Source organism: Nostoc sp., assembly GCF_036919895.1.
Classification (GTDB): domain Bacteria; phylum Cyanobacteriota; class Cyanobacteriia; order Cyanobacteriales; family Nostocaceae; genus Nostoc.
In genome coordinates this window covers 1-26,610 of record NZ_JBALBW010000092.1, presented here as the reverse complement: position 1 = coordinate 26,610, position 26,610 = coordinate 1, and the positions used below count along the sequence as shown (strand labels likewise).

Here is a 26,610-nt window from a genome sequence, read left to right as displayed (position 1 = left end):
GAGACAAGGCAGCGCGGTCTTGGGGGTTTCCCCCATGAGCGACTGCCGCACAGAGAAGCCAGTGCGTTGCGGGGGTGGAGGAGTTTGTAGCACCTAGCGCAACACAGAGAAATGAGGAGAAGAGAGTTTTTTCACCAGTTTTTGGGTATTTTTTTATTTGGAAGTCCCTAATGCAATCAATCTTCAAATTTAATCTGCATACCCACTTTTATTCGTATATTTAGGGTTGTGTTGCAAGTTTAGCATTTATCATGATTTCATTCTCCTGAAAAGTTAGGGATTGGGTATTGGGTATTAAGGTAAGAGTTGTTTTCCAGTCCCCAGTCCCCAGCAACAAAAAAGCCCGGAACCTTTGAGAAGTTCAGGGCGCATTCTGATTCATCGACATGACGCTACTTACCCGGAACTTACTCTGGGCCAAAAGTCAAAGCCATAAAACCAGCTATTTAAATAAGTCATGACGATGAAATTCTCCTTAAAACAACAAAAACCGCAGAGTTAGTTCTACGGTTTACCGGGCGGTTTCCATCAGGAAACTCAGTTCACTCCCGGTGAACCACCCTATACCAAAAATCAAAGTAGGAATTTGTGTCAAGCATTTGTGCGGCTTTTGCTGGAAAACTTAATAAACATGCTTACTTAAGGTAACATTAACAGGAAGATTAGGTGGTGTCAAGACCCCCAACAAACCATAAAAAAGCGATAGACTCAGTACAACTGTAGGAGTGAAAACCACCTATGGGCAACACTTTGCCTTAAGCCCTCTTGCATCTACATGAATTGCCCTACAACAGATGTGGTTCTTCAAGTCATCTATATTTGGTAATTCTTGCGAATGCGTAACTCCTAAAAATATATATATAGCAGTTTACTTTTTAAGTGAGATACAAAATGCAGGACTCAAAACCAGATATATATAAAGAGTTTCTATCTTCTCCCAAGGGGAGATGCTAAAAGCGATCTGCCTGCCTCCAAACCTGTAACTTTGTACTTCATGGAAAAAACTGCTGTAATTTTCCTGACTTGTCACCTCAACTTGCGAAAGCTGATTGCAGACAATTGACAATGGCTACACATTATTCTTACCCAATTCCTCATTAGCCAGATCAACTTTTTAGGATCATCAGTTTCATTATGCCCAGTTCCAAAATCTTAGCCCAATCTTTCGACTATTATGGAGTTTACCCCTGCCCAGTCTGTCGGATAGGTAAGATTTCTCACATGCCGTTGATGGAATCTATGGCTTGTGACTTTTGTCAAGAGATTTTTACAGTCAACTTAGAAATACAGCAAATCAAGATGCCATCTAGGCAACCACCCTTAACTTGGCGTTGGAATGGGTTTAGTTGGACAGAAGGCCAGTTAGAAGGGGTGGAATTAGGTTGGGGTTATGGATTAGCAGCAACAGTTTTTGTAATTCTTCCCACTACTCTAATTGGCATAGTAGCTTACTATTTTCCTGCTAATCTCAAAGAACCCATTACCTGGATGCCCTATATTTGGACTATATTAACTTTCCTATCACATTTATCAATTGTTGTTTGGATTGTGACTGAAATTTATCAGATTCCAGTTGCAGCATATTTGAGAGCGATCGCTCGATGGAGAAATGGGGAGATGGGAAGATGAGAAAGTAGGAAGGTAGAGTAGCAGCAAAGAAATACCCAATGCCCAATCCCCCACGATCGATGACATAATGATGCAGCGAATAAATAGCTCCATCACTGATAATTAAGTTGATTGTCCACCAAAATATCGTATGAGCGATCTGGAGCGGTACTATAGAATTTTGGAATTAGAGCCTGGAGCAACACTTGAGGAAGTGAACCAGGCTTACAAAGATTTAGTTTTTGTTTGGCATCCCGATCGCATTCCCAAAGACAATCTCCGTTTACAGCAGAAAGCACAAGACAAGCTGAAAGCCATAAATGAAGCTCGTGAAAAGTTGCGTTCTCTAAAAACCAAACATCAAACCACATCTAATTCACCTTCACCTCCACCTCAACAGCAACCACCATCTCAAACAATCCAGCCACCACCAAAGCAAAACTCAGATTTGAGTGGCAAAGACTACAGTCGGGCAAATTTGAGCAACAAAGACTTATCTGGCAGAAATCTGAGTTATGCCAATTTGAGTGGTGCTAATCTCAGCGACACTTTTATGCACAAAGTCAACCTTAGAGGAGCGAATTTATCTGAAGCAAACTTATTTCGAGCAAACCTCCTTTTAGCGGATCTTCGGGAGGCGAATTTACGCGCGGCTAATTTGATTGGAGCGGATCTCAGTGGAGCCGACTTGCGAGGAGCCGATTTGACGGGAGCGCGAATTCGCTCTGGTGAGCGCCTTTTGGTTAAACTAGTTGGTACTAATTTAGCAGGGGCAATTATGCCTGATGGTTCAATTTTTCAATAACTAAGGTTGCGCTACGACATCGAGTAAGGTAGCACAGATGTGCTACCCAGTTTTTTAGTTTAAGGGCGAAAGTGATTACAACTAGCCTCATCCATCCATTCCTACAACCTACCTGTAAAATTGAATATGATACATCAAGACTTTAGGCACTGTGAACTTTTTTATTGGTTGTGCTGTTTGGGCATATAAAGGTTGGGTGGGCGAACTCTATCCCCAAGGTACTCGCACTACCGATTTTCTCCATCTTTACAGTCGTCGTTTCACCACTGTAGAAGGTAACACCACCTTTTATGCAGTGCCTAACCAAGAAACTGTAACTCGTTGGGCTGCCAAAACCCCAGCAGGTTTTGAATTTTGCTTGAAATTACCGCGAGATATTACTCATCAAGGGTTGCTGCAACCTTATATTCCGGCGGCTTTAAAATTTCTGGAGGGGATGCGCCCTTTAGGAAAGCATCTTGGCCCGATCTTTGCCCAGTTACCACCGAGTTATGCACCTAGATTGCTTGAAGATTTGACTAACTTTCTGGAAGCTTGGCCGCGTACAGACGCACCTCTAGCGGTGGAAGTTCGTCATCCTGACTGGTTCAGGGAACCCCATGCTAGTAATTTGACGGCGCTTTTAGAAAAGCTAGGTGTAGGACGGGTATTGTTAGACTCACGTCCCATTTATACTGGAGATGATGACCCCCAGTTGCAATCGGAACGGCGGAAACCAAAATTACCGTTGCAATTAAGTGTGACAGCACCTTTTACTCTGATTCGATTTATTTCCCATCCAAATTTATCAGTGAATCAGCCCTTTATGGAAGAGTGGCTAAGGCAGATTCAGCAATGGTTACAGACGGGAGTGCGAGTTTATTTCTTTGTTCATTGTCCAATAGAAGCGCGATCGCCTAACATAGCGCGTCACTTCCAACAGCTATTAGAACAGAGTAATATACCAGTTCCACCCCTACCTTGGAATAATCTTGAGCATCCTCCCAATCAGCTAAGTTTATGGTCTTGAAAGGCAGGGCACAAGGATTAAAGGGAGTAGTCCCACAGAATGAAAGTTATAATTTTTTATTTTTTGAGAACAGTTATACCAAAGGAGGTTGAGATGAATCGTCTTCTTTATGAAAGTTCAGTCTCGTATAAAGGATATCTAATTATTCCATTTATTTTTGGGCAAGCTGATAACTACCAGATTTATTCGTATAAATTGCTATCTGAAATTGGGCATAAAAACCAATTTCATAAATCAGAAAACCCAGCAAAAATCTATGGGAGTGGCGTTAGTAACATCGTTGATATTGCTAAAGAACATATTGAGCAAAATTCTGAGTTGGTTCATCAAGGGGATAGTTTTAAGTCTCGCTACATTTACCGAAACCATTTGATTGTTATCTTCCAAGAAAGAGACAAATGTTTTTATGACCATTATCCACCAGAGTTATTAAATAATATTGCGGCTCCAAAATTATTTAAATCTGAATATGAATGTCTGAGTTGGATTAAACAAGGGCTTGATGGGCGACAGGTGCGACAAAGAGCTAATTGAAGGAGTTAGGAGTGCCTACTCCAAATTTAGGCAATACCTTAGCTCGACTTTATCCATTTTTTGGCAACGCTCAAGCTGACACTGAAACCTTTGGGGACGGTAGTTTTACTTTTTAGATTTTACCGAGAATCAGTGACGTGGAAAAAGTTTTTGTCATATCAAGAGAATTAAGTTCTTAATTTTGGATAAATTCGAGCTTAACCAATGTAATATATCTATCTTTAGATATAGAAAAATTTCATTCTGATTTCATTTTTTTACGAAAAGCTATGAATAGGGTGAACGGTAAGACATTTCAGACATTTATATACCTTCATTTATGACAAGTGATTGCTAAAAATATGTTAGCCAAGGGAAAAATTCTGTGGTTGAGGCTTTCCCGTCAACTGCTTCAACCCAGACGCTTGGCTTTCTTTGAAGCTTGCCTGATTGGTTTAGTTTCTGGGCTAGCGGCAGTTCTGTTAGGACAGGCAGTAGACTGGGCAGGGGCATTGCGAGTGCATCTTTCTTATCGGTGGCCTGCTTATTTGGTGCTACCAGGCATTGGACTGGTAGGGGGAATTTTAGCTGGTTGGCTAGTGGAACGCTTTGCCCCGGAAGCATCGGGTAGTGGGATGTCGGAAGTGAAAGCAGTATTGGCTCGTGTGCCAATGCCGTTAAATCTGCGGATTGCTTTAGTCAAGCTAGTCAGCGCTACATTAGTGCTGGGTTCTGGAATGCCTTTGGGACGAGAGGGGCCAACTGTCCAAATTGGGGCAGCTTTGGCAAATCAACTTAGTAATTGGGTGCCGACTTCACCAGAGCATCGTCGCCAACTGATCGCCGCCGGAGCCGGGGCTGGGTTAGCTGCGGCTTTTAATGCACCGATCGCAGGTGTACTTTTTGTAGTGGAAGAATTACTCCAAGATGTGTCAGGTATCACCCTTGGTACTGCGATTTTGGCTTCTTTCATCGCTTCAGTCATCTCTCGGCTCTATGGTAGCCACAACCTGGATCTGAATCATCTAAATTTAGGTCTTCCCGATACAACTTTCTTCGCTCAGGAAATCCCTTTTTACTTGATTTTGGGAGTACTGGCGGGACTTCTAGGCATTCTATTTAATAAAGGTATTCTTGCGAGTCTGGCAATTAACCGCCGCGTACTAAATGTGAGTTTACCCTGGCGAATTGGAATCGCTGGGTTAGTCAGTGGTATTGCGATCGCTTTATTACCTGCTGCCTTTCGCGATCATGCTGGGCTGAGAGAAATTTTGCTTGCGGGTAGTGCTAATTGGCCATTTGCAGCGATCGCTCTTTTAGTCCAATTTACCCTAATTATTGTAACCTACGGCTCAGGAGCGCCAGGGGGTTTACTAGTTCCTACCTTAGTGTTGGGTGCTGCCCTTGGATACTTGGTGGGCGCTGTCGAATACAGTTTACTGGGAATGAGTGCTGCAACAGTCTATGCTCATGTCGGCATGGCTGCTTTTTTTAGCGCCGTCTCTAAAGTACCAATTACAGCAGTCGTCATTGTGTTTGAGATGACAACTGATTTCAATCTGGTGCTACCGCTAATGATTGCGTCTGTGGTTGCCTATTTAGTAGCAGAAAAAATTGACCCGCGATCGCTCTACGATCTTCTACTAGAATGGAAAGGGATTCACATTACAAAAGAGCCAGGCACAGAAGGGTTTCTAGCACAAATAAGTGCCGCAGATGTGATGCAGCGACGTGTTGAAACCCTATCTAGCCAGATGAGCACTGATGAAGCAGTGCAGGCATTTTCTGATTCTCACCATCGCAACTTCCCAATTTTAGAAAATGGCAAAGTTGTTGGTATTATCACTCAGAAAGATTTAGTTAGTCTTGCCTCACAACAGTTAGGTGGGGATACAACTATCAGTGAGATTATGACACCAGAGCCGGTGACAGTAAGTCCCACAGCTACACTAGCCCATGTACTGCATATACTCAATCGTTATCACCTAAGCTGCTTACCTGTTACAGAAGGTCGGAAGTTAATCGGAATTATTACTCGCAGTGATATTATCCGTGTAGAAGCAGAGAAGTTAAGTGGTAATACCCAACAGATAGAATCGAAATCAGCACCTTCTTATGTGATTTACCAAACTCGCGCTCCAGCTACAGGCAAAGGAAGGTTACTAGTACCACTTTCCCATCCCCAGACAGCCGAGACTTTACTAAAAATGGCAGTTGCGATCGCCAAAGATCGCAATTACGAAATAGAATGTCTCCAAGTGATTATTGTTCCATCTAACCGGATTCCATCTGAAACACCAGTACAAATTACCAAAAGCCTTGAGCTTTTACAAAGAGCAATACTGTTAGGAGAGAAGTGGCGGATTCCCGTTCACACCCAGATCCGAGTTACCCATAATGTCGCTGGGGCAGTTTTGGAGAGTGTGAAAGAGCGACACATTGATTTGGTCTTGATGGGATGGAAAGGCAGTACATCAACTCCTGGTAGAGTTTTCAGCCGAGTGGTGGATACCATAATTCGACAGGCAGGTTGTGATGTTGTCTTGGCTAAATTCCATGAGAAAAGAGCTTTTGATCGTTGGTTGCTGCCAATTGCAGGTGGCCCTAACTCCAGTCAAGCAATTAAGCTATTACCTGCTCTTGCTTCTTTAAGTACCTCGCCCCAAATCAAGCTCTGTCAGGTTTTCCACCCTACTGGCTCCATTCCTGACACAACATTATTGGAAAAATCTGTCCACTTTCTCCAACGCCGAGTTAAAGGTAAGGTGGTGGCTACTCCAGTCCAGGCCAATTCTGTTTCTGAGGCTGTACTTAAGTGCGCAGAACTTGACAACAGTGATGTGATTGTTCTAGGAGCTAGCCGTGAAAGTCTATTGCAACAAGCGATTCAAGGAAATATTGCAGAGAATATTTCTCGCAAGAGTAATTGCACAGTGATTATGGTCAAAACTTAGTTACTTAGGGCTTGCTGAAAAAATTGAAAAAGGAGGCGCTATCTGGATATCAGACCGGAGAAATATATTCAGGTGCAAGAAAAAAGGTGAGAATAGTCCAAAAAGCTTGGATTACCGTGACCAGAAGCACCACTGATGTCATTAGTAACAATGGAACGAAAATTTTAAGGGAGATTTAGGGGGATCTAGAACGTTTTAATACCTACAATAGGACTTTTCAAACATCTTCTTAGAGACGCGATTAATCGCGTCTCTTGTCCACTCCCATCTATTTGTTAACTATTCGTTGTTGATATTCTTGCTCAGTAATCATATCGAGAGTGTTTTCTATCCGATCTACAAATACGATACCCTCAAGATGATCGGACTCGTGTTGAAAAATCCGAGCGATAAAATCGGTTAATTCTTGCCTTTGTAAATTGCCTTGATAGTCAGTGTATTCCACTTCAATAGATTTATAGCGAGGAACTAACCCCCTAATTCCTGGAACACTTAAACAACCTTCCCAATCTTTGACAAGTTCGCTAGAATGAGCAATGATTTTGGGATTGATCATAGCAGTAGGTTCCATTTCCGGCGCGTTGGGATACCTGTCATTAGGATGGGAAGCCACAATAAATAAACGATAGGATTGTGCTACTTGAGGCGCAGCAATTCCTACGCCGTTAGCCTTGGTAACAGTGGCGATTAAGTCTTCAATTAATTTTTGGATATGCTCATCTTGAATATTCTCAACCCAAGCAGCTTTTTGGCGCAATGTTGGATTGCCTAATTGAATAATTGGCGCTAATTCATTCATTGAGGAACTCCTTTAGTAAATGGGGAATTGAGAATGAAAAATGGGGAGTAGAGTAAGTATGTCAGTTGCTTTTAAAATGACAAATGACAAATGACCAATGACAAATGACCAACTTTATCCTTCACGTCTCGCTGGTAAAGCAGCAGGTTGGATTCCTAGTTGGACAATTTGCCCATTGCGTTCCACCTGGATTGGTAACTTAGTACCGATTTTGCTATTTTCTACTAGCTTTTGCACTTCTTCAATTTTAGTAACAGGCTGGCTATTAATGCTTTTAATCACATCACCGACTCGTAGTCCAGCAACAGAAGCAGGCGATCGCGGCACAATATCAACGAGCAAAACGCCTTCATCTGCTGTAATATTTAAGCGATCGCCTGCTCCATTTTTTATTTTTTCTTTAATTTCTGGTGTCAATGTCACCATCTGCACACCCAAATAAGGATGATCTACCTTACCTGTAGCAATTAATTGCTGGGCGATTTTTTGGACGGTGTTAATGGGGATAGCAAATCCCAAACCTTGAGCGCCCCGGATAATAGCTGTGTTCATTGCTATTACTTGTCCGCGAATATTAAGCAATGGCCCACCAGAATTACCAGGGTTAATCGCAGCATCCGTTTGGATGTAATCAACCCGCTTATCACTAGCACCGATATCGCTACTAGAACGCCCTGTAGCACTAATAATTCCAGAGGTAACGGTATTATTCAAGCCTAACGGGTTGCCAATGGCTATTACCGCTTCTCCTGGCTGCAAAGCATCAGAGTTACCTACAGATAGGGTTGGCAGATTATTGGCATCAATTTTAATTGCAGCCACATCAGTTACCGGATCTTCACCCAGTACTTTCCCATCAAAAGTCCGGCCATCTTTGAGGGTGACAGTCACTCTATCAGCACCATCTACCACATGGGAATTGGTCACAATTTGACCAGAAGAATTAATGATAAATCCAGAGCCGCTACCCCGCTCTACTCGTTGTCTAGGCTGTGGCGTTGCGTCTCCAAAAAATCGCCGGAAAAATGGATCGTTAAATTCGTCTGGTACGCGAGAAGTGATTGTTCGGGAAGAATCAATGCGAACTACCGCAGTCCCTACTTGTTGGACGACTTTTACCACGAAATTAGGGTCTTCAGATGACGACGATAAAATCGGCGGGGGGACAATTCCCGGATTGGGTTGATTGGGTTCTATTGTTTTTGGGGCTTGAGTGTCGCTTTGTCGAGTCTCAAAGGTCTTAGCTGGTACAAGAGAGCAGCTTCCCAAGAACACCACTGCTACGCCATATAAGAGCATCCAGAACCTCTGGGGTAAACCCCTGGGATCGATCTTTTTGGGTGCTAAATCATGGTTTGTTGTCTTCATGTGTCGTTGCTTCTCCGTGTCAGTCAGTGGATGTTAGGATCTTGCCTACTGGGTATGTCCCAAAATGATTACAACTTAAAAGCTTATTCTAGGTCTAGCGTGTGTCAATGCTAAATTGATGCTTTATCTTCTATTGTGACGATTAGCAGCAAAGGTGGTGGATAATGGAAATTCCCATAGAAAGTCTGTGGAGTCAGGTACTAGAGCGCCTACAGCTTGAACTATCTCGACCCACCTTTGAAACTTGGATCAAAACCGCTAGTGCAGAGCGATTAGAAAATAATTGCTTGGTAATCCGCACTCCTAACCCATTTGCTCGTAATTGGTTACAGAAGTATTACATCAATACCATTGCTCATGTAGTCCAAGATATTCTCGGTCATCCCGTAGGAATTTACATTACTGTGGCTCAAGGTGATGAGGTTTCTCATTTTAGTGAACGAGAGATTTCTTGGGAATCGCAAAATTCTAGCAGTATTCCTAAAGCTGTTTCTCATCGCAATCAGAAAACTACTGAATTAAACTCTAAATATGTCTTTTCGCGCTTTGTAGTTGGTGCCAATAATCGGATGGCTCATGCTGCTTCTTTGGCAGTTGCAGAATCTCCTGGTAAAGAGTTTAATCCTTTATTTTTATGCGGGGGCGTGGGTTTAGGTAAAACTCATCTCATGCAGGCTATTGGACATTATCGCTGGGAAATTTCGCCTGATTGTAAAATATTTTATGTTTCTACGGAGCAGTTTACTAATGATTTAATTACAGCCATTCGTAAGGATAGTATGCAAAGTTTTCGAGAACATTATCGAGCCGCCGATCTTTTGTTAGTTGATGATATTCAGTTTCTAGAAGGAAAGGAATATACCCAAGAAGAGTTTTTCTATACTTTTAATACTTTACATGAAGCTGGTAAGCAAGTTGTGATTGCTTCCGATCGCCCTCCTAACCAGATTCCTAGTTTACAAGAACGTCTTTGTTCTCGGTTTTCTATGGGGTTAATTGCAGATATCCAAAAGCCAGATTTAGAAACGAGGATGGCAATTTTGCAAAAAAAAGCCGAAGATGAAAATATTCGTCTTCCCCGCGATGTGATTGAGTATATTGCTTCTAACTATACTTCTAATATTCGAGAATTAGAAGGAGCTTTAATTCGGGCGGTGGCTTATATTTCTATTTGGGGTTTACCGATGACGGTGGAAAATATCACACCAGTTTTAGAACCGCCTAACGAAAAAATGGCAGCTACCCCAGAAGCAATTTTAAAGGTTGTGGCGGATAACTTTGATGTTTCAATAGATGACCTCAAAAGTAACTCCCGACGAAGAGAGATTAGCTGGGCGCGTCAATTAGGAATGTATCTCATGCGCCAACATACGTCTCTGAGTTTGCCGAGAATTGGGGAAGAGTTTGGTGGTAAAGACCATACTACGGTAATCTATAGTTGCGATAAAATTACTCAACTCCATCAGAGCGATCGCACTTTAGCACAAACTCTCCGCCAACTGAGCGATCGCATCAATCTCACTAGCCGTTCTCAAAAACCATCCTGAAGATGTATTTTCAGTTTTCCACAACCTGCACTGCGATCGCTAGGGTTGACGGCTAAATAATTAGTCGGAAATATTAAGTAAGGTCTAAAAATTGATTAAATTTAACTTAAAGTGGGGAAAAATCTGACTTTTTGTGGATAAATCTAGGAAAAACTTGATATTTTGCTGATAAAACTTAATTAAGTATAATTACCCTGTGGAAAACTACATAAGTTTTTCCACAAGTTTTCCACAGGGTAAAGGTCGGGGGTGGGGTTCTTTTTTTGTGGATAATTTAGCGGACATTATATAGCAGTCCTCAATCATTTGTAAAAATAAACGAACCGCAGAGGCGCAGAGAACGCAGAGAGAGGAATCAGAGAGGGGAATCAGAGAATTTCACGACTCATTTAGGATTGCTATATGACACCTAAATTCTTCTTCAATTTTCTATCCAAATACTACATTACTTCTTGATTAAAAAATATGCTCTAGCATACTCCGGCAATTGCGCGATATTTTGTCCAAATTCTTGTTTATTCTTAAATATACCTGCCAAAAAATCAAGTTGATAAAGATTGGGTAAAAAGGCTCCTCCTGTATCAGCAATGACTCCCATTCGCAGATATTTGCGACCACCTTTAGTATGCTCAATTACAACCACTTTACCTAAACCGATATTCAAAACATCTCCAGCAAAAGTGACTCCGGGTTTGATAGAAATTTTTGCATCTATTTTATATCCATAGCCTTTAATAGCATCAACTTCTCTAAAATACCAATAACGCTTTTGTGCTGTTGCCTTCAATCCGCGAATATAAGCCATTCCATTATTTCTGTCTACATTAAAAAATGCCTTATAACCATCTGTAAAATTAATCAGGATTGTCCCTTCCATAATTGCTTCTTCTAAGCCATTTCTAGTTAGATAAGCAAGAGTGGTAACTTTCCCAAATTCTCTACCACCTGGTTCATAAATACCTGACAAAACATCTTGCTTTGTATACTTAGTGTAGAATTTATCGTTATTGGCGTTTTCTTTTAAGCTATAAATTGGTATATTAAAAGTAGAGGTTTTCTTGCGTGAACCGGGATGAGTGAAAACAGCATATTTGGTAATTCGTAATTGTTTTTGCTGTTTATTCTTTGGGTTGTAAGCAGACCATTTAATAACTCGAAAATTGGTATTGATAAAGTTAGGATCTTGTAACCGAGTAGCTCGATTATTAGCAATATCCTCCTTTAAGACAGCAATCATGAAATTCAAAGTATTGAGAACATCTGGCACAGTTACACCTTGAGTTGCAAGCATTCCTGTACGGAGAATATCTGGATCTTCTGAGGAGTGGTCTTGAAAATATTTTCTAGTATTAACGAGAACAGTTAATAAATCTTCTTGCTCGAAGTTAACCTTACTACTTGGTAGTTTGCTTGGGGTAACAACCTGGCTGCCATTAATGCTAAATTTATATTTTTTGAATTCATCGACAACTGAATAGGGTGCAGAAGCTGATATCAAATCTTGCCGAGATAAAATAGCGTTTTGCTTCCCAATAATTTCATCAGAAGATATTTTTTGAGCTACAAAATAATTTTGAAACTTTGAGGTGAGGGAAATCTGTGATTGAAGTGGGGCAAATTTGTCGGGCTGAGTCAAGGACTGATTTTGTTGGGCTAGCTGTTTAGTTTTTGGCTGAGTATATAGATAGCTACTGGCTAAACTGACAAGTAATAAGGCAGCACAACCTACTGTGAGGCGGAATTTTTGGTTAAATAAGATATTCATAACCTAGAGAATAAATTCCTATTGTCTCTTACTATCTTCAATTTTGAATTTTGAATTTTGAATTTTGAATTTTTTAAGTTTCTACCACCTCACGCACTAATTGCGCTAATTTTTCGGCACTATCGGGAACTGCGATCGCATAAGCGTTTTTCCTCATCTTTGCTAACTCTTGCGGTGACTGCAACAAATTCAACACATTACTTTGCAATTCTTGGGCCGTCAACTCTGATTGCTTCAACGTTAAGGCCGCACCAGATGAAGTAAATACGTCTGCATTGTAAGATTGATGGTCTTCTGCGGCAAAGGGGTAAGGAATCAAAATCGCTGGTGTTCCACACACTGCCAATTCTGTCAAGCTACCTGCACCAGAACGACTAATGGCAAGAGTTGCTCGTTGTAACAACGCCGCCATATTGTTGTAAAAAGGTAAGGCTATGTACTGTGGGTGTTTGAGAGTATCTGCTTCTGGATCGCGATCGCCAGTTAAGTGGACTACATAAGCACCAGCATCAAACCAAGCTTTTGCAGATTCGCGCACCAATTTATTAACGGCAACTGCGCCCTGGCTGCCACCAAAGACGACAATTAAAGGCACACCATCAGGAATAGCTAAATCTAGGGGTGCATTAATTGCCCCATCCAGAAATTGCGCTCTTACGGGAGTACCAACACAGACATTTTTGGCACGGGGTAAATACTTAGCAGCAACTTCAAATCCCAAGGCTACCGCACTACACCAAGGGCCGAAAAAGCGAGTTACTTTACCGGGTAAGGCGTTAGATTCGTGGAAAACCACGGGTAAACCGAGGGAACGCGCCGCAATCACGGCTGGCCCCGCAATGTAACCCCCGGTGGTAAATACCCCTTGAAAATTTCCCTGCTTGAGAATTCGTCTGACTTCTAGAATCGAAAGGGCGAGTTTGCCAAAGATGCGAATCGAGGCGAGTCCAAACCCTTGCTGAAACCCTTCAACTGCAATAGTATTCAAGGGATACTCTTTAGGGACAAGTTGAGTTTCTAGCCGATTGGGTACTCCCAGCCATTCAATTTGATAATCTGGAAGTTTTTGTGCCAGTGCGATCGCTGGAAACAAATGTCCACCAGTCCCACTGGCAGCTATTAATAATCGTATCGGTGCGTTTGCCATCAAACCTCTACCGTTTAGCGTCTAGCTTAACTAAGATAAAACAATTTCCTGACTTTCTCTCATCAAATCAGTAAACTCTTCTCAATGACTAAAATTATTACAGCCTTAGTGAAACGTCAACTCAGATTTTCAGCCAGTATTTGGTTGGTTTTGTTCCCGATCGCCCTTGGTTTAACAAGTGGTTGGCAACGCACTCAAGCGACGATACCACAGCAATTAGCCCAAGCTGGTACAGTTCAAAATGCACCAGCCGATCTAAAAAATCTGTTGACACAAGTTGATGCAGCTGCCAGTCGGGGCGATGTCAAAGGGGTGTTGCAATTTTACAGCCCTTCCTTCACTCATGGGGATGGATTAAACTTCCAAACTCTGGAAAAGTCTTTGACTTCACTTTGGCAACGATATCCCAAATTGCAATACAGTACCAAACTGCTATCTTCAAAATCTGAAGGCAATGGGATTATTGCTGAAACAGAAACGAAGATAACTGGCTTACCCTCCAGTAACGGTAATAAATTGTCTCTCAATGCCACCATTAAATCGCGTCAGCGCATTGAAGGCGGCAAAATCGTCCGCCAAGATGTTTTGACAGAACGCACCCTACTTACCTCTGGCAGTAAGCCACCCCAAATTGATATTAAATTACCAGAGCAAGTACGAGTTGGTCAGAAGTATAACTTTGATGCGATCGTTCAAGAGCCACTTGGTGATGATTTTCTACTAGGAACGGCGCTAGAAGAATCTATCCAACCAGATAAGTTTCTCAACCCCACACCTGTAGATTTGCAATTACTGACATCTGGCGGACTATTTAAAACGGCACAAGCACCATCTACCCCTGGTAGCCAATGGGTTTCTGCTGTCATCCTGCGGGGTAATGGGATGACTATGGTAACTCAGCGCCTACAAGTGGTGAAGTAGTAGTTAGGAGTAGAGACGCGATTAATCGCGTCTCTACACTCTTTGCTAACACACCCTACTTTTACACTTTATTTAATCCACGTTCCTAATTCATAATTTATAACTATCAACTCCTCACTCCTAGCTATCCTAATGACTTCCCTACAAAATCAAATTATTTTGATCGCTGGTGCAAGTAGTGGTATTGGTGCTGCTTGTGCGAAAATCTTCGCTGGTGCGGGGGCAAAACTGATTTTAGCGGCACGACGGCTGGAACGTTTGCAGCAGCTAAGAGATAGTCTCAGTAAAGAATTTAATACTGAAATTCATTTATTACATCTAGATGTGCGCGATCGCAGTGCTGTAGAATCTGCTATTTCTACTCTACCGTCTGCCTGGTCTGACATCGATATTCTCATCAACAATGCTGGTTTAAGTCGTGGTTTAGACAAGTTACACGAAGGTAAATTTCAAGACTGGGAAGACATGATTGATACTAACGTTAAGGGTTTACTTTACCTTTCGCGTTATGTCATTCCGGGAATGGTAAATCGCGATCGCGGTCATGTAGTAAATTTAGGTTCCATTGCCGGACATCAAACCTATCCTGGTGGTAATGTCTATTGTGCTACCAAAGCGGCTGTCAGAGCAATTTCTGAAGGTTTAAAACAAGACCTGTTAGGGACGCAGGTACGTGTAACTTCCGTTGATCCTGGGATGGTAGAAACGGAATTTAGCGAGGTGCGCTTTCACGGAGATGCTGAACGCGCCAAAAAGGTCTACCAAGGAGTTACACCCCTGACAGCAGATGATGTGGCTGATGTGATATTTTTCTGCGTGACGCGATCGCCCCATGTCAATATTAATGAAGTTGTGCTGATGCCTGTTGACCAAGCTAGCGCTACCCTAGTTAATCGGCGAACTTGAAGGAGGCAGGGGGCAGGGGGAAGGGGTATCAACTCAGTACTGGCTAAACGCCCCGCTATCCATGTACAGTAATCGGAACTTAGAATTGTTCATGTGTTCTCAGAATTACATAACGGGACTTAAAGCATGACTTTGCTTATACTCCTAACTGGGGGTCACTTCCTCCGCAGTTGCTACTACACTCAATCAATCGATCATGCAACCACCCATTAAAGTTGGCACTGTCTTGCAAAACCGTTACCGCATAATTCAAATTCTCGGACAAGGAGGATTTGGTAGAACCTATCTGGCAGAAGACCAGAGGCGCTTTAACGAACTTTGCGCGATCAAGGAATTGATTTCAACAGCAACGGAGGCTTTGGCTTTAGAGAAGGCGCAAGAGCTTTTTCATCGAGAAGCTGCCATCTTGTATCAAATAGAACATCCACAAGTGCCTAAATTCCGGGAAAGATTTGAGCAAGACCAGCGCTTGTTTTTGGTGGAGGATTACGTTGCAGGCCAGACATACCGAACTTTACTGGATGAACGGCTAGCTGTTGGTCGAACTTTCACAGAGCCGGAAGTATTGCAACTGATCCAGTTGTTATTGCCAGTTTTAGAGCATATTCACAGCCGAGGAATTATTCACCGGGATATCTCGCCAGAAAATATTATTTTGCGAGATAGTGATGCTAAACCTGTGTTAATTGACTTTGGGGTGGTAAAAGAACTAGCAACGCGGTTGCGATCGCCAGAGAGTGCAATGCCCGAAACTACTGTGGGAAAATTAGGCTACTCTCCTAGCGAACAAATGCAAACAGGGGGAGCTTATCCTAGTAGTGACTTGTATGCCTTAGCGGTAAGTGCGATTGTTTTGCTGACTGGTAAAGAACCAAAGGAGTTATTTGACGAAAATCAACTAACTTGGAATTGGCAGCGATGGGTAACAGTTAATCCGCGATTTGCCCAGGTTTTGAATCGAATGTTGAATCATATACCGAGCGATCGCTATCAGAGTGCTGCTAGTGTATCTCAAGCACTACAACCTTTAGGGCAAGTCAATCTTCCTCCTCTTCAGGTATCTAACTTGCAGACAATGGCTGTTGGTCGCCGTCCTGACTCAGTACCACCAGCAGCTTCGCCGAAGAAACAACCCGATCCAGTGATTCCACCAAGTCTCACTAGTTCTGTTTTGGATAACCCCTTAGCGATCGCAGCCATTGGCGCTGCTGTAGTGATTGTTGCCGGATTTGGTTCTTGGGCGTTGGTCAGTTCTATTCGCAGTCAGCCAAAACCATCACCAACTCAGACGCTTCCTCAAAATTTTCCTTCACCAGTTATTCCTGGTGGTACTACATCCACATCTACTCCCACACCCACCAAAGAGCAACCTGTTGTATCTATTAGGCGGCTCAACCTGGGAGCAGCTAATAATACAGCCACAGTTAAAGATACTCTCAAAATAAATCAAATCATCCGGTACACTTTTTTGGGGCAGGAAGGTGACAAGTTAACTGCATTTCTTGAGCCAGGAAGCAGCGTTTTGTTAACAGTCTTAAGTCCCAATCAACAACCAATTGATCCTAATACTCAGCAAATAACGGCGTATCAAGGCAAATTACTGGTTACTGGTAGATATATTATTGAGTTAACACTACTTTCAGGAGTTGCCGAAAGCAATTACAACCTGAATGTTGCATTAGAAAAACTAGTTCAACCAATTCCCACAGAAACACCGATTCCAATTCCTACAGAAACACCGATTCCAATTCCTACAGAGACACCGCTCCCAATTCCTACAGAAACACCGCTCCCAATTCCTACAGAAACACCGATTCCAATTCCTACAGAAACACCGCTCCCAATTCCTACAGAGACACCGATTCCAACACCGACCACTGGTCAAACACAAACCTTGCCGCCGGCTGATGGAACACAACCATTTTCTGGCCAAAGAAATTAATTAATGTTAGACACACTACTGATTACTGGAACTGATACAGAAGCTGGTAAAACTGTTTTAACAACAGCGTTAGCAGCCTATTGGCAAAAATATTACCCACAACGTAGCTGGGGAATCATGAAACCGATTCAATCGGGGATTGGCGATCGCGAGTGGTATCAAAAGCTATTTGCGCTAGAACAATCCTCAGAAGAAATTACACCGTTGTATTTTGAAGCCCCTTTAGCCCCTCCCATCGCCGCCGCCCGAGAAAATCGCCGAGTCGATTTAGCTCTTGTGTGGCAAGCTTTATCTAAATTGCGATCGCAGCGTGATTTTGTGCTTGTAGAAGCCTTGGGAGGGTTAGGTTCGCCAGTCACTGACGAGTTGACGGTAGCCGATTTAGCGGCAGAATGGCGTTTACCAACGCTATTGGTAGTGCCAGTTAGATTGGGTGCGATCGCTCAAGCAGTGGCGAATGTCGCATTAGCTAGGCAATCGCGCGTTAATCTCAAAGGCATTGTTTTGAACTGTATACAACCCCGAACAGATGCAGAAATAGCCGACTGGACACCACCCCAATTGATTCAATCACTTACTAACACGCCAGTCTTAGGCTGCTTACCCTATTTAGATAACCTGACTGATTTAGATAAACTTGCTCAAATAGCATCAGATTTAGATTGGGAAATATTGACGTTTTGAATTGGTCATTGGTCATTGGTCATTGGTCATTAATTATTAGAAAAAAAGTAGCGAATGTCCAATCACTTTTTACAACTGGTGCAGTCACAATTTTGACATAACTTGGTAATAGCTTTGTCAATAAAACATGCAATGCTAAGAAAAGATGAAATTAACCTAACTTTTCGTGACACACAAGGCAGGATTTACCTGCCTTATTTAATTTTTGTGACTAAAACAACACTTCATTAGCAAGTTTAGTCTGTGCGAAATATGACTAATTAAAGACATTTTTAAAATAACCAAATAATATTTGTTGCCTAACGGCACGTTGCGCGAACACACAATATTTTGTATTTATTTAGATGTCATCCAAGTGCCATATCTTAGTCACAGAAGCGTCACTAACATAAGTTACTTTATCGGTGTTTGATTAAAAGTAAATTATTTACGCCTGATATGATGCTTTCTTTTGTGGTGGCAAGTGCCGTCTGTGGCAATGGTAGTGAAGTGAATCTAGACTTTGCTGACCTTAGCTGGATTGACGTAATTATTTTAGGCATCGTTCAGGGAATTACAGAACTACTACCAATTAGCAGTACTGCTCATTTACGGATAGTACCAACTCTACTGGGACTGAAAGATCCGGGTTCTGCTTTTTCAGCAGCAATGCAGTTAGCTAGCTTGACTGCTGTTTTAGTTTATTTTTGGCAAGACTTAAAAAAATTAACCGGAGAGACAGTTAGAGCAATTAGCGGACAAGACTATCAATCTAGTTCTTTGCAACTGATGTTGGGCTTATTGATTGGAACCTTGCCCATTGCTGTGGCTGGCGTGCTACTCAAACCAATTCTTAACGCTTGTAACTCGCCAATGCGGGGGTTAGTAGTTATTGGTGCGGCTTCAATTATTATGTCAGCATTGCTAGCGATCGCCGAAAAACGTGGAGGACGCGATCGCACTTTCGACAACCTCAACCTCTGGGATGGCATTTGGGTAGGGGTTGCTCAAGCTTTTGCCCTGATTCCTGGTGTTTCTCGCTCAGGTTCTACCCTCACTGCTGGGTTATTTTTGGGCATGGAACGGGAGACATCAGCCCGATTTTCTTTTTTGTTGGGTTTACCAGCCGTGATTTTGGCAGGTGCTGTAGAACTCCATACTCTTACAAAAGCAGGGTTGAGTACAGCTGGTTGGTTGACTTTGTTGGTAGGCTTAATCTCCGCCAGCATTTCCGCTTTTGCCGCAATTTGGGGACTCCTGCGCTACCTGGAAAAACACAGTACCTTGATTTTTGTTTTCTACCGCTTGGCGATGGGTGTATTTTTGATAGTTGCTGTGATGGCTGGTTGGTTGCAGAATTGATTTTGGTAACTGGTTAAGAAGATTCTGATGATGATTCTTCACCATTAGCTACGATAAACTAAGTTAGCTGTACTTAAACTAGCTTGTCTTCATAATGGTTTCTACCTTTCCCAATCCCTCTTCTGTCGATCTATCTCGCATCCGACTGGAAATCTGCTCATTGCAACCGCAATTAGTAGAGTGGCGGCGGCGATTGCATCAACAACCAGAGTTGGGTTTTCAAGAAAAACTGACGGCTGAGTTTGTATCACAAAAGCTGCAAGAGTGGGGAATTGAGCATCAAACTGGTATTGCCCACACTGGCATTGTTGCCACCATTAAGGGTAACAAACTAGGTGCAGAGAAAGTTTTAGCGATTCGGGCAGATATGGATGCTTTGCCAATCCAAGAACTTAACGAAGTGCCGTACAAATCGCAGCATGACGGAGTGATGCACGCTTGTGGACATGATGGACATACTGCGATCGCATTAGGTACAGCTTACTATCTCCAGCAGCATCGTCAAGACTTTTCTGGTACGGTAAAAATTATCTTTCAGCCAGCAGAAGAATCACCCGGTGGTGCAAAGCCGATGATTGAAGCTGGGGTTCTGAAAAATCCTGATGTTGACGCAATTATTGGTTTGCACTTGTGGAATAATTTGCCCTTGGGAACAGTGGGTGTGCGGGCTGGGGCGTTGATGGCTGCTGTGGAGTGCTTTAATTGCACAATTTTGGGCAAAGGTGGACACGGCGCACTACCCCATCAAACTGTTGACTCTGTAGTAGTTGCTGCCCAAGTTGTAAATGCCTTGCAAACCATTGTCGCTCGGAATGTGAATCCCATTGATTCGGCTGTGGTAACGGTAGGCGAACTTCATGCTGGAACCAAGCGAAATGTGATTGCTGATACAGCGAGAATGAGTGCTACTGTTAGATATTTTAATCCTAGTTTGAAAGGCTTTTTCAATCAGCGTGTCGAGCAGATTATTGCTGGAATTTGTCAAAGTCATGGTGCTAGTTATGACTTAGAATACTGGTCGCTTTATCCACCAGTAATTAATGATATTAAGATAGCGGAGTTAGTGCGAACTGTAGCAGAAGAAGTGGTAGAAACCCCGTTGGGAATTGTGCCAGAATGCCAAACTATGGCTGCTGAGGATATGTCATTTTTCTTGCAAGAGGTTCCTGGTTGCTATTTCTTTTTAGGTTCTGCGAATCCAGAGAAAGATTTGGCATATCCTCATCATCATCCCCGGTTTGATTTTGACGAAACGGCATTGGGGATGGGTGTGGAAATATTTGTTAGATGCGTGGAGAAATTTTTTAGTTGAGTGGGTGTAAATTAGCTGTTTTTAATTCAATACAATTTAGATAAGCCCAAAACACTTGTAGAGACGGCGATTTATCGCGTCTCTAAAGACCAATTATCTACACTAATAACCTTTAGCTGAACTGTATTGGTTGTTAATCAAGTTAAATTTACTTGAATTTTTATAGCGGTTCTCAGTTGAGTGAGGTACAGGAACCCCACCCCCAACCCCCTCCCCGCAAGCGATGAGGGGGCTATGATGTACTTCATCTGATTAGGAAACGCTATATGAATAAAAATACCATTTCAATTGATGATTGCAACACATCCTTGGGTAAAAGTAAAAGACGCGATGAATCGCGTCTCTACAAATGGTCTATTTGTTGCATTCTTTTTTCAAATTGGTATAACTATATAAAAAGCCGGAGTTTTGACCTCTGGCTTTTTCACTTTATAGTTGTTCGATACGTGAAATTAATTACTTTCCTGCCCATCTAACCAAATAAATAAATCATCTATAGATGAAATTCTCAAAAGTGCCCTTCCTAATGCTTCTAGCTTTTCCTTGTTTAAAACTTGAACTCTCTCAATAATTGATGAATCTATTTCACCAAAGCGTTCATTGAGTAAAGATATACAGAATCTAACCGCTTCTTTTTGTTCGCCCTTCTGCAAAATATCCTGATAAATCACTGACTCCTGCATAAGATCCTCGCTTAGTAACTGACGAATAAAATCCTTTTCAAATCGCAAACCTGCTAATATTTCTGTGTAAGCTGCGATATTCTGCCTTGTTTCCCTATCCGAAATTGTAGCAACACTCTGGGCAACTTGGGATAATAACCCTTGGGGTGAATCTGTCTGTGTTAAAGGTGCTAACGGTAATAATGCAGGATTATCTAGAAATAATTACGCCCAGATTTATTAATGGCTAATGTTGATTGTGACACGCTTTTTGTAAGTTATCGTGGTTAGCGTTGCTGAATAAGCTCACGCAGAGGTGCAGAGAGGAAGATTGAGGTCTTCTGGCTACTGCTGAACTAACTGTTGGAGTCGCAAAAGCAGCTAATGTGACTTGAAAACTAGCTTTTGGAGTCGCAAAAGCAGCTAATGTGACTTGAAAACTAGCTTTTGGAGTCGCAAAAGCTACTAATGTGACTTGAAAACTAACTATTGGAGTCGCAAAAGCTACTAATGCAACTATAAAACTAACTATTGGAGTCGCAAAAGCTACTAATGCGACTTGAAAACTAACTATTGGAGTCGCAAAAGCTACTAATGCAACTATAAAACTAACTTTTGCGTAAGTCTAGCCTATTACCTATTTTGTGGTTTAGCGGAAGATGATAGCGTTTGTTGTGTTGGGGGATTGGTAGGTGCTGATTTGTCTGGGAACCAATCTTTTAATAAATCTGTGCCATCTTTAATTCCTGATATCAAAGCTGCGAATAATGCTAATACACCCATAATCTCTAATATCCACGCCCACAAGGGTTGTGTCCAAGGAAGTTTAGGAAGAGAAATACCTGCTGTTTTTAAACCCAATTCTTTTAACCAGTCTTCTACGCATACAGCAATTTTCCTGTGGATGTAATACAGCTAGCTTCTCTCAACAAATGTTCTAGCTTTTACTCTGACATCTAATAGTGAAGCTGTTATGCTTCAAAAAATGTAATATGACGCGATCGCAAAAGTTGTGTTATAAAAACGGGCAAAGTCTTTACTATGAAGCTTTTTCGGTAAATGCGTAATTTCTCCAACAATGGCATCAAATGCTACTGTAACCAATCAAGCTTTAGCGTTTAATCATCAGTAATCTTTAAAAAATTGAAAAAATAATGTTAAGTATACCTATTAACTTAAATTTACCTCGTACACCCAATTTAATAACTTCCTTACCTGGGCCTCGCGCTCAAGCAATTGTACAACGCGATCGCGCCGTAACTTCCCCTTCTTACACCCGCGATTACCCCTTAGTTGTATCTCGCGGTCAAGGCTGTATGGTAGAAGATGTGGATGGCAATGTATTTTTAGATATGACCGCAGGTATAGCCGTTACCGCCACCGGACACGCCCACCCGGAAGTCGTCAAAGCAATTCAAGAACAATCGGCGCGTCTACTGCACATGTCAGGGACGGATTTTTATTATGAACCGATGGTGGAATTAGCCGAACAATTAGCGATTCGCGCCCCTTTTCCTCAACCACAGAGTAACAGTGCATTCCCCGCAAAAGTATTTTTCACCAATTCCGGGGCAGAGTCAAACGAAGGAGCGATTAAACTAGCTAGATATTACACCAAGCGATCGCTAATTGTGGCATTCTTAGGCGCATTTCACGGACGCACCTATGGCGCAATGTCTCTGACAGGTTCCAAAGCGGTGCAACGAGCAAATTTTGGCCCTTTAGTTCCTGGGGTAACTCATATTCCCTACGGCACTCACGCCAGCTTAGATTATCTGGAACAAGAGTTATTTACGACAATTTTACCACCGCAAGAAGTAGCCGCGATCGTAGTCGAACCGATTCAAGGAGAGGGTGGATATATCGTACCAGAGGATGGTTTCTTAAAACGGATTCGGGAAATTTGCGATCGCCACGGTATTCTGATGGTAGTGGATGAAGTGCAAGCGGGAATGGGGCGGACTGGTCGCTTATTTGCGATCGAGCATTGGGGAGTGATGCCTGATATTATTACTACTGCTAAAGGTATCGCCAGTGGTTTACCATTAGGAGCGATACTTGCAAGACCAGAGTTAATGACTTGGCCTCCTGGTTCTCACGCTACCACATTTGGCGGAAATCCTGTTGCTTGTGCTGCCGGTATTGCCACACTGCAATTGTTAGAAAGTAGTTTGATGGCAAACGCTACCCAGATGGGAGAATTTTTACAAGCTAGCCTTAGTGAGTTGCACCAAAGATTTCCGAGAGTATCGTTGCCACGAGGTAAAGGTTTGATGGTTGCGGTGGATTTATTGGATGAACAAGGTAATCTAGATCGTGAATTGCGCGATCGCATTATCCAAGAAGCATTTTTACGCGGTTTATTATTACTAGGTTGCGGTAAAGCCGCAATTCGTTTCTGTCCCCCTTTAGTTATCGACAGCGACCAAATTCAAATCGCCCTTCAAATTATTAGCGACATTTTAAATTCTTAAAAGATAACGGGGATTGGGGACTGGGGACTGGGTAAGAAGCAAGGGGGCAGAGGGGCAGAGGGGCAGGGGAAGCAGGGGAAGAAAAGTATTGGTTATTAAGCAATTCCCAATGCCCAATGCCCAATGCCCAATGCCCAATGCCCAATTCCCAATTCCCAATGCCCAATGCCCAATGCCCAATTCCCAATACTTATGAAATCTGAAATTGCCTTAAATTTATGGAATTTACTTTGGCAAGAATACAGCACCAGAGTAAATCATGCCCGTACCTACCAGCAAATGATTACTGCTGCGGGTGGAACTGTCGCAAACGACCACATCGCCTTTCGGTCTTTACGTTTATTAGTAGATAGTCCACAGGGTCAAGTTAACTTAGGAATTGACCATCTCGCACAACTTGCAGAAGCTTTAGGTTACGTGGCGGCTGGAGAATATACTTTTGCTAAAACCCATTTGTACGCCCGTCATTATCGCCATCCGCAGCAAGAGGAATTTAACTTACCCAAACTGTTTATCAGCGAGTTGATTGTTGATGAATTGCCTGCTAATATTGCTCAACTCATCTCTAAAACAGTATCTGCAATCCCACACCAACTAACCTCACCCGTTACTCTTCTCAAAAAAGACGCGAAGATTGAAACCATTGCCAAACAACTTCAGCAAGTCTTCACCCGTCCTTGGCAACCTCCCCAGCATTCTGTTGTCGAAGAGGTGAATCAGGTTACTCAGTACGGGGCTTGGGTGTTGCTGCACGGATATGCTGTCAACCACTTTACAGGCTACGTCAACAGACAGAACACCCCAGAATATCCAGATATTGATACTACCGCTAGTGGTTTGGCTAACTTTGGTGTACCAATGAAAGCAGAGATAGAGGGAAATATTGCTTGTGGTTTGCGGCAAACTGCAACTCAAGCGGTAACAGAAATGGTGACAGTATTAGATGATAACAGTGGCGAAGAAATTCAGATTCCTTGGACTTATGCTTATTATGAAATTGCCCAGCGCTACTTAGTGGAAGTTGAATCTGGAAAGCAGATACTTTTCGATGCTTTTTTAGGAAGTAATGCCCAGCAATTGTTTGAAATGACTCGTCTAGCTAAATAGCCGAGAGTAAGCTTCACAGCTTCGGTTAAGGCAAGAGATGTGATAAATCGCCGTTTCTACTCAAGGAGGATGTGTTGTAATCATTTACAGCAAATTTTAATCAAACGTGCCACAGTTAAAAGTACTAAAACCAATATTGGACTTTATTTTAGGATTTATTTTTGTGGTGGGTTTGATAAAAAACTGCTGTAAATGCTCATTAGCTGACTGCGTAGGTTTTGAATATTCGTAGGTTGGGTTGAGGCTTTGCGAAACCCAACAAACCTCGTCAAATGTTGGGTTTCGTTCCTCAACCCAACTTACACATTTTTATTTTTTTGGCAAAACCTACGCAGTATTGAAGGAGAAGGGTACTAAGTGAATAAATCCCAAAAGCCTTGCGATTGCTTCCTTTCACTTCCTTCCACTTCCTTCCACTTCGTTGCACTCGCAATGACATATCACAAGTAATTTGCCGGACATGATATGATTGGCTAGTGGGTTTAAGTTGTTTCCCAGTTAATTATTGAATTGTCAGATGATTTTACTTTTCAAAATCTTGACGAGCTAAAGCAATTATATGGGCGCGTAGTTTTTGGGTGTTTCTGACTCCTGGGCAAGACCGAACCCTATTAAACCTAAGAACGAAATATTTATGGTTCTTCAGTACTGGTTAGATATTGCTTCTATTAGGGCTGACCGAGAAAGTCTTGTTTACCAAGTTCTACACCACAGTGCCTGAGAATGTCATACGCTGTTGTGACATGGAAATAAAGGTTTGGTAGAACAAAATAGAAGAGATATGGCATTCCTTGAAAAGAGAGAGTTTTGTCAGGCATCTGCAATGTCACTGTTCTCTCTTCTGAACCATCAATTTGCTCAGGTTTGAATGTATTTAAATGAGAGATAGTTTTTTGAATGCGGTCAATAAGTTGAGGGAATGTAGTTTCATTATCCTCAAATTGGGGTGGTTCTATACCTGCTAATCGTGCAGCACCTCTATTTACTATGTCAGAGGCAATTTGCACTTGTTTTGATAACGGAAACATATCTGGGGATAGACGACTATTTATAAACACAGAAGGATCTATTTTTTTAGTTTCCGCATAAGTAGCACCTTTTTGCAGAATATTTACCAGATTACTTAGTGTGCGAATAGATACAGGTATTGAAGCTTGGTACATTGAAATGGTCATTGAGATTTCTCCACAAAAAGTTGAAAGGATTTTGAGTTGTCCCATCTAATCTTAGGGTGAGTGACCACGATCTGGTGTCAAAAGATTTGTTTGTCTATATATCTAGTCCTAGAAACCAAATTACAGCAATTTTCAGGTAATTGAACCACAAACTGCGGTAAACGGGGAAGGGAGTTGTTGTTAGATTCGATGCCAGTATCTTACTCAGGAGATTTGCGTAGTCGCGTGATTACAGAGGATGTTGCAAAGGAAGGCTCTCAACGTCAGTTGGCTGAAAGATTTAAGGTCAGTCTGTCATTTGTGCGAAATCTGTTGCGTCGTTATCGTCAAAATGGACAAATTGAGGCGAAACGACGTGGAGGATACCAACAGCCAGCAATTCAAATTGAAATAGAATTTTCTCGCCAAGAGATCAACTATTTTATCAGCTATTTTTACGGTTATCTTGAGGGCTATTTTCAAAGCAAAAGGCTTTTGATACAGCACTTTGCGTGACTAACTAGTACAGTAGCAGCAGTGAGAAAAATAGTTTTGGAGTTGCTTGCTTGAGCATAAGAGGACTCCTAGTGAC

General features: G+C 42.2%; 21 protein-coding genes and 1 pseudogene. 15 read left to right on the top strand and 7 right to left on the bottom strand.

All coding sequences use genetic code 11. The features are described 5' to 3' along the window. Positions 1–1,134: 1,134 nt before the first annotated feature. The 5 genes from V7K55_RS18795 (at position 1,135) to V7K55_RS18775 (ending at position 6,889) form a co-directional block, all read left to right on the top strand. The gene (locus tag V7K55_RS18795) at positions 1,135–1,629 is read left to right on the top strand and encodes a hypothetical protein (RefSeq protein WP_334833986.1); all 495 of its coding nucleotides are present in this window, start codon (positions 1,135–1,137) and stop codon (positions 1,627–1,629) included. Positions 1,630–1,759: 130 nt separating this feature from the next. Then, positions 1,760–2,413, top strand: coding sequence for a pentapeptide repeat-containing protein (locus tag V7K55_RS18790; protein ID WP_334833984.1), 654 nt, complete (start codon positions 1,760–1,762; stop codon positions 2,411–2,413). Positions 2,414–2,564: 151 nt separating this feature from the next. After that, positions 2,565–3,422: a DUF72 domain-containing protein gene (locus V7K55_RS18785; protein WP_334833982.1), complete on the top strand. Its 858-nt coding sequence runs from the start codon at positions 2,565–2,567 to the stop codon at positions 3,420–3,422. Positions 3,423–3,515: 93 nt separating this feature from the next. After that, the gene (locus tag V7K55_RS18780) at positions 3,516–3,956 is read left to right on the top strand and encodes a hypothetical protein (protein ID WP_334833980.1); all 441 of its coding nucleotides are present in this window, start codon (positions 3,516–3,518) and stop codon (positions 3,954–3,956) included. Positions 3,957–4,297: 341 nt separating this feature from the next. Beyond that, on the top strand, positions 4,298–6,889 hold the full coding sequence (locus V7K55_RS18775) for a chloride channel protein (protein WP_334833988.1): 2,592 nt from the start codon (positions 4,298–4,300) through the stop codon (positions 6,887–6,889). Between the two features lie 268 nt (positions 6,890–7,157). Here the strand turns inward: V7K55_RS18775 and def are convergent, their stop codons facing one another. Continuing rightward, a complete protein-coding gene (gene def, locus V7K55_RS18770; protein WP_334833978.1) occupies positions 7,158–7,688 on the bottom strand; it encodes a peptide deformylase in 531 nt (176 codons plus the stop codon). A gap of 114 nt (positions 7,689–7,802) precedes the next feature. Next, positions 7,803–9,056 carry an HhoA/HhoB/HtrA family serine endopeptidase gene (locus tag V7K55_RS18765; protein ID WP_334833976.1) on the bottom strand — a complete coding sequence of 418 codons (1,254 nt, stop codon included), beginning with the start codon at positions 9,054–9,056 and terminating at the stop codon, positions 7,803–7,805. A 164-nt stretch (positions 9,057–9,220) separates the two neighbouring features. Between V7K55_RS18765 and dnaA the strand changes: the two genes are divergently transcribed. Beyond that, entirely contained in the window at positions 9,221–10,603 is a 1,383-nt protein-coding gene (gene dnaA, locus V7K55_RS18760; RefSeq protein WP_094343675.1) for a chromosomal replication initiator protein DnaA, read from the top strand. A 445-nt stretch (positions 10,604–11,048) separates the two neighbouring features. Here dnaA and V7K55_RS18755 read toward each other — a convergent pair whose 3' ends face one another. Continuing rightward, positions 11,049–12,368 (bottom strand): hypothetical protein, encoded by a 1,320-nt coding sequence (locus tag V7K55_RS18755; RefSeq protein ID WP_334833974.1) that lies wholly within the window; start codon positions 12,366–12,368, stop codon positions 11,049–11,051. 73 nt (positions 12,369–12,441) lie between these two features. Further along, entirely contained in the window at positions 12,442–13,515 is a 1,074-nt protein-coding gene (gene murG, locus V7K55_RS18750) for an undecaprenyldiphospho-muramoylpentapeptide beta-N-acetylglucosaminyltransferase (protein ID WP_334833972.1), read from the bottom strand. 84 nt (positions 13,516–13,599) lie between these two features. Between murG and V7K55_RS18745 the strand changes: the two genes are divergently transcribed. The 6 genes from V7K55_RS18745 (at position 13,600) to V7K55_RS18720 (ending at position 20,621) form a co-directional block, all read left to right on the top strand. Then, the gene (locus tag V7K55_RS18745) at positions 13,600–14,436 is read left to right on the top strand and encodes a nuclear transport factor 2 family protein (RefSeq protein ID WP_334833970.1); all 837 of its coding nucleotides are present in this window, start codon (positions 13,600–13,602) and stop codon (positions 14,434–14,436) included. 132 nt (positions 14,437–14,568) lie between these two features. Next, positions 14,569–15,342, top strand: coding sequence for an SDR family oxidoreductase (locus V7K55_RS18740; RefSeq protein WP_334833968.1), 774 nt, complete (start codon positions 14,569–14,571; stop codon positions 15,340–15,342). Between the two features lie 196 nt (positions 15,343–15,538). Further along, the gene (locus tag V7K55_RS18735; protein WP_334833966.1) at positions 15,539–17,284 is read left to right on the top strand and encodes a serine/threonine-protein kinase; all 1,746 of its coding nucleotides are present in this window, start codon (positions 15,539–15,541) and stop codon (positions 17,282–17,284) included. A gap of 3 nt (positions 17,285–17,287) precedes the next feature. Further along, positions 17,288–17,968, top strand: coding sequence for a dethiobiotin synthase (gene bioD / locus V7K55_RS18730; protein ID WP_334833964.1), 681 nt, complete (start codon positions 17,288–17,290; stop codon positions 17,966–17,968). A gap of 438 nt (positions 17,969–18,406) precedes the next feature. Next, complete coding sequence (locus tag V7K55_RS18725; RefSeq protein ID WP_334833962.1) at positions 18,407–19,309, top strand: undecaprenyl-diphosphate phosphatase; 903 nt, start codon at positions 18,407–18,409, stop codon at positions 19,307–19,309. Between the two features lie 94 nt (positions 19,310–19,403). Next, positions 19,404–20,621 (top strand): M20 family metallopeptidase, encoded by a 1,218-nt coding sequence (locus V7K55_RS18720; RefSeq protein ID WP_334833960.1) that lies wholly within the window; start codon positions 19,404–19,406, stop codon positions 20,619–20,621. 452 nt (positions 20,622–21,073) lie between these two features. On the opposite strand, the pseudogene V7K55_RS18715 reads toward V7K55_RS18720, so the two are convergent. Together V7K55_RS18715 and V7K55_RS18710 are read right to left on the bottom strand one after the other, a co-directional pair. Then, a pseudogene (locus V7K55_RS18715) lies at positions 21,074–21,508 on the bottom strand (DUF4351 domain-containing protein); the annotation flags it as partial. A 408-nt stretch (positions 21,509–21,916) separates the two neighbouring features. Continuing rightward, positions 21,917–22,144: a hypothetical protein gene (locus V7K55_RS18710; protein ID WP_334833958.1), complete on the bottom strand. Its 228-nt coding sequence runs from the start codon at positions 22,142–22,144 to the stop codon at positions 21,917–21,919. A 293-nt stretch (positions 22,145–22,437) separates the two neighbouring features. Here V7K55_RS18710 and V7K55_RS18705 point away from each other — a divergent pair, with 293 nt between their 5' ends. Continuing rightward, positions 22,438–23,757 (top strand): acetyl ornithine aminotransferase family protein, encoded by a 1,320-nt coding sequence (locus tag V7K55_RS18705; protein WP_334833956.1) that lies wholly within the window; start codon positions 22,438–22,440, stop codon positions 23,755–23,757. Positions 23,758–23,949: 192 nt separating this feature from the next. Then, entirely contained in the window at positions 23,950–24,864 is a 915-nt protein-coding gene (locus V7K55_RS18700; protein WP_334833954.1) for a DUF1338 domain-containing protein, read from the top strand. A 668-nt stretch (positions 24,865–25,532) separates the two neighbouring features. Here V7K55_RS18700 and V7K55_RS18695 read toward each other — a convergent pair. Next, positions 25,533–26,039 carry a DUF1993 domain-containing protein gene (locus V7K55_RS18695; RefSeq protein WP_334833952.1) on the bottom strand — a complete coding sequence of 169 codons (507 nt, stop codon included), beginning with the start codon at positions 26,037–26,039 and terminating at the stop codon, positions 25,533–25,535. A 189-nt stretch (positions 26,040–26,228) separates the two neighbouring features. On the opposite strand from V7K55_RS18695, the gene V7K55_RS18690 reads away from it, so the two are divergent. Beyond that, positions 26,229–26,534 carry a helix-turn-helix domain-containing protein gene (locus tag V7K55_RS18690; protein WP_334833950.1) on the top strand — a complete coding sequence of 102 codons (306 nt, stop codon included), beginning with the start codon at positions 26,229–26,231 and terminating at the stop codon, positions 26,532–26,534. The last annotated feature ends 76 nt before the right edge of the window (positions 26,535–26,610 follow it).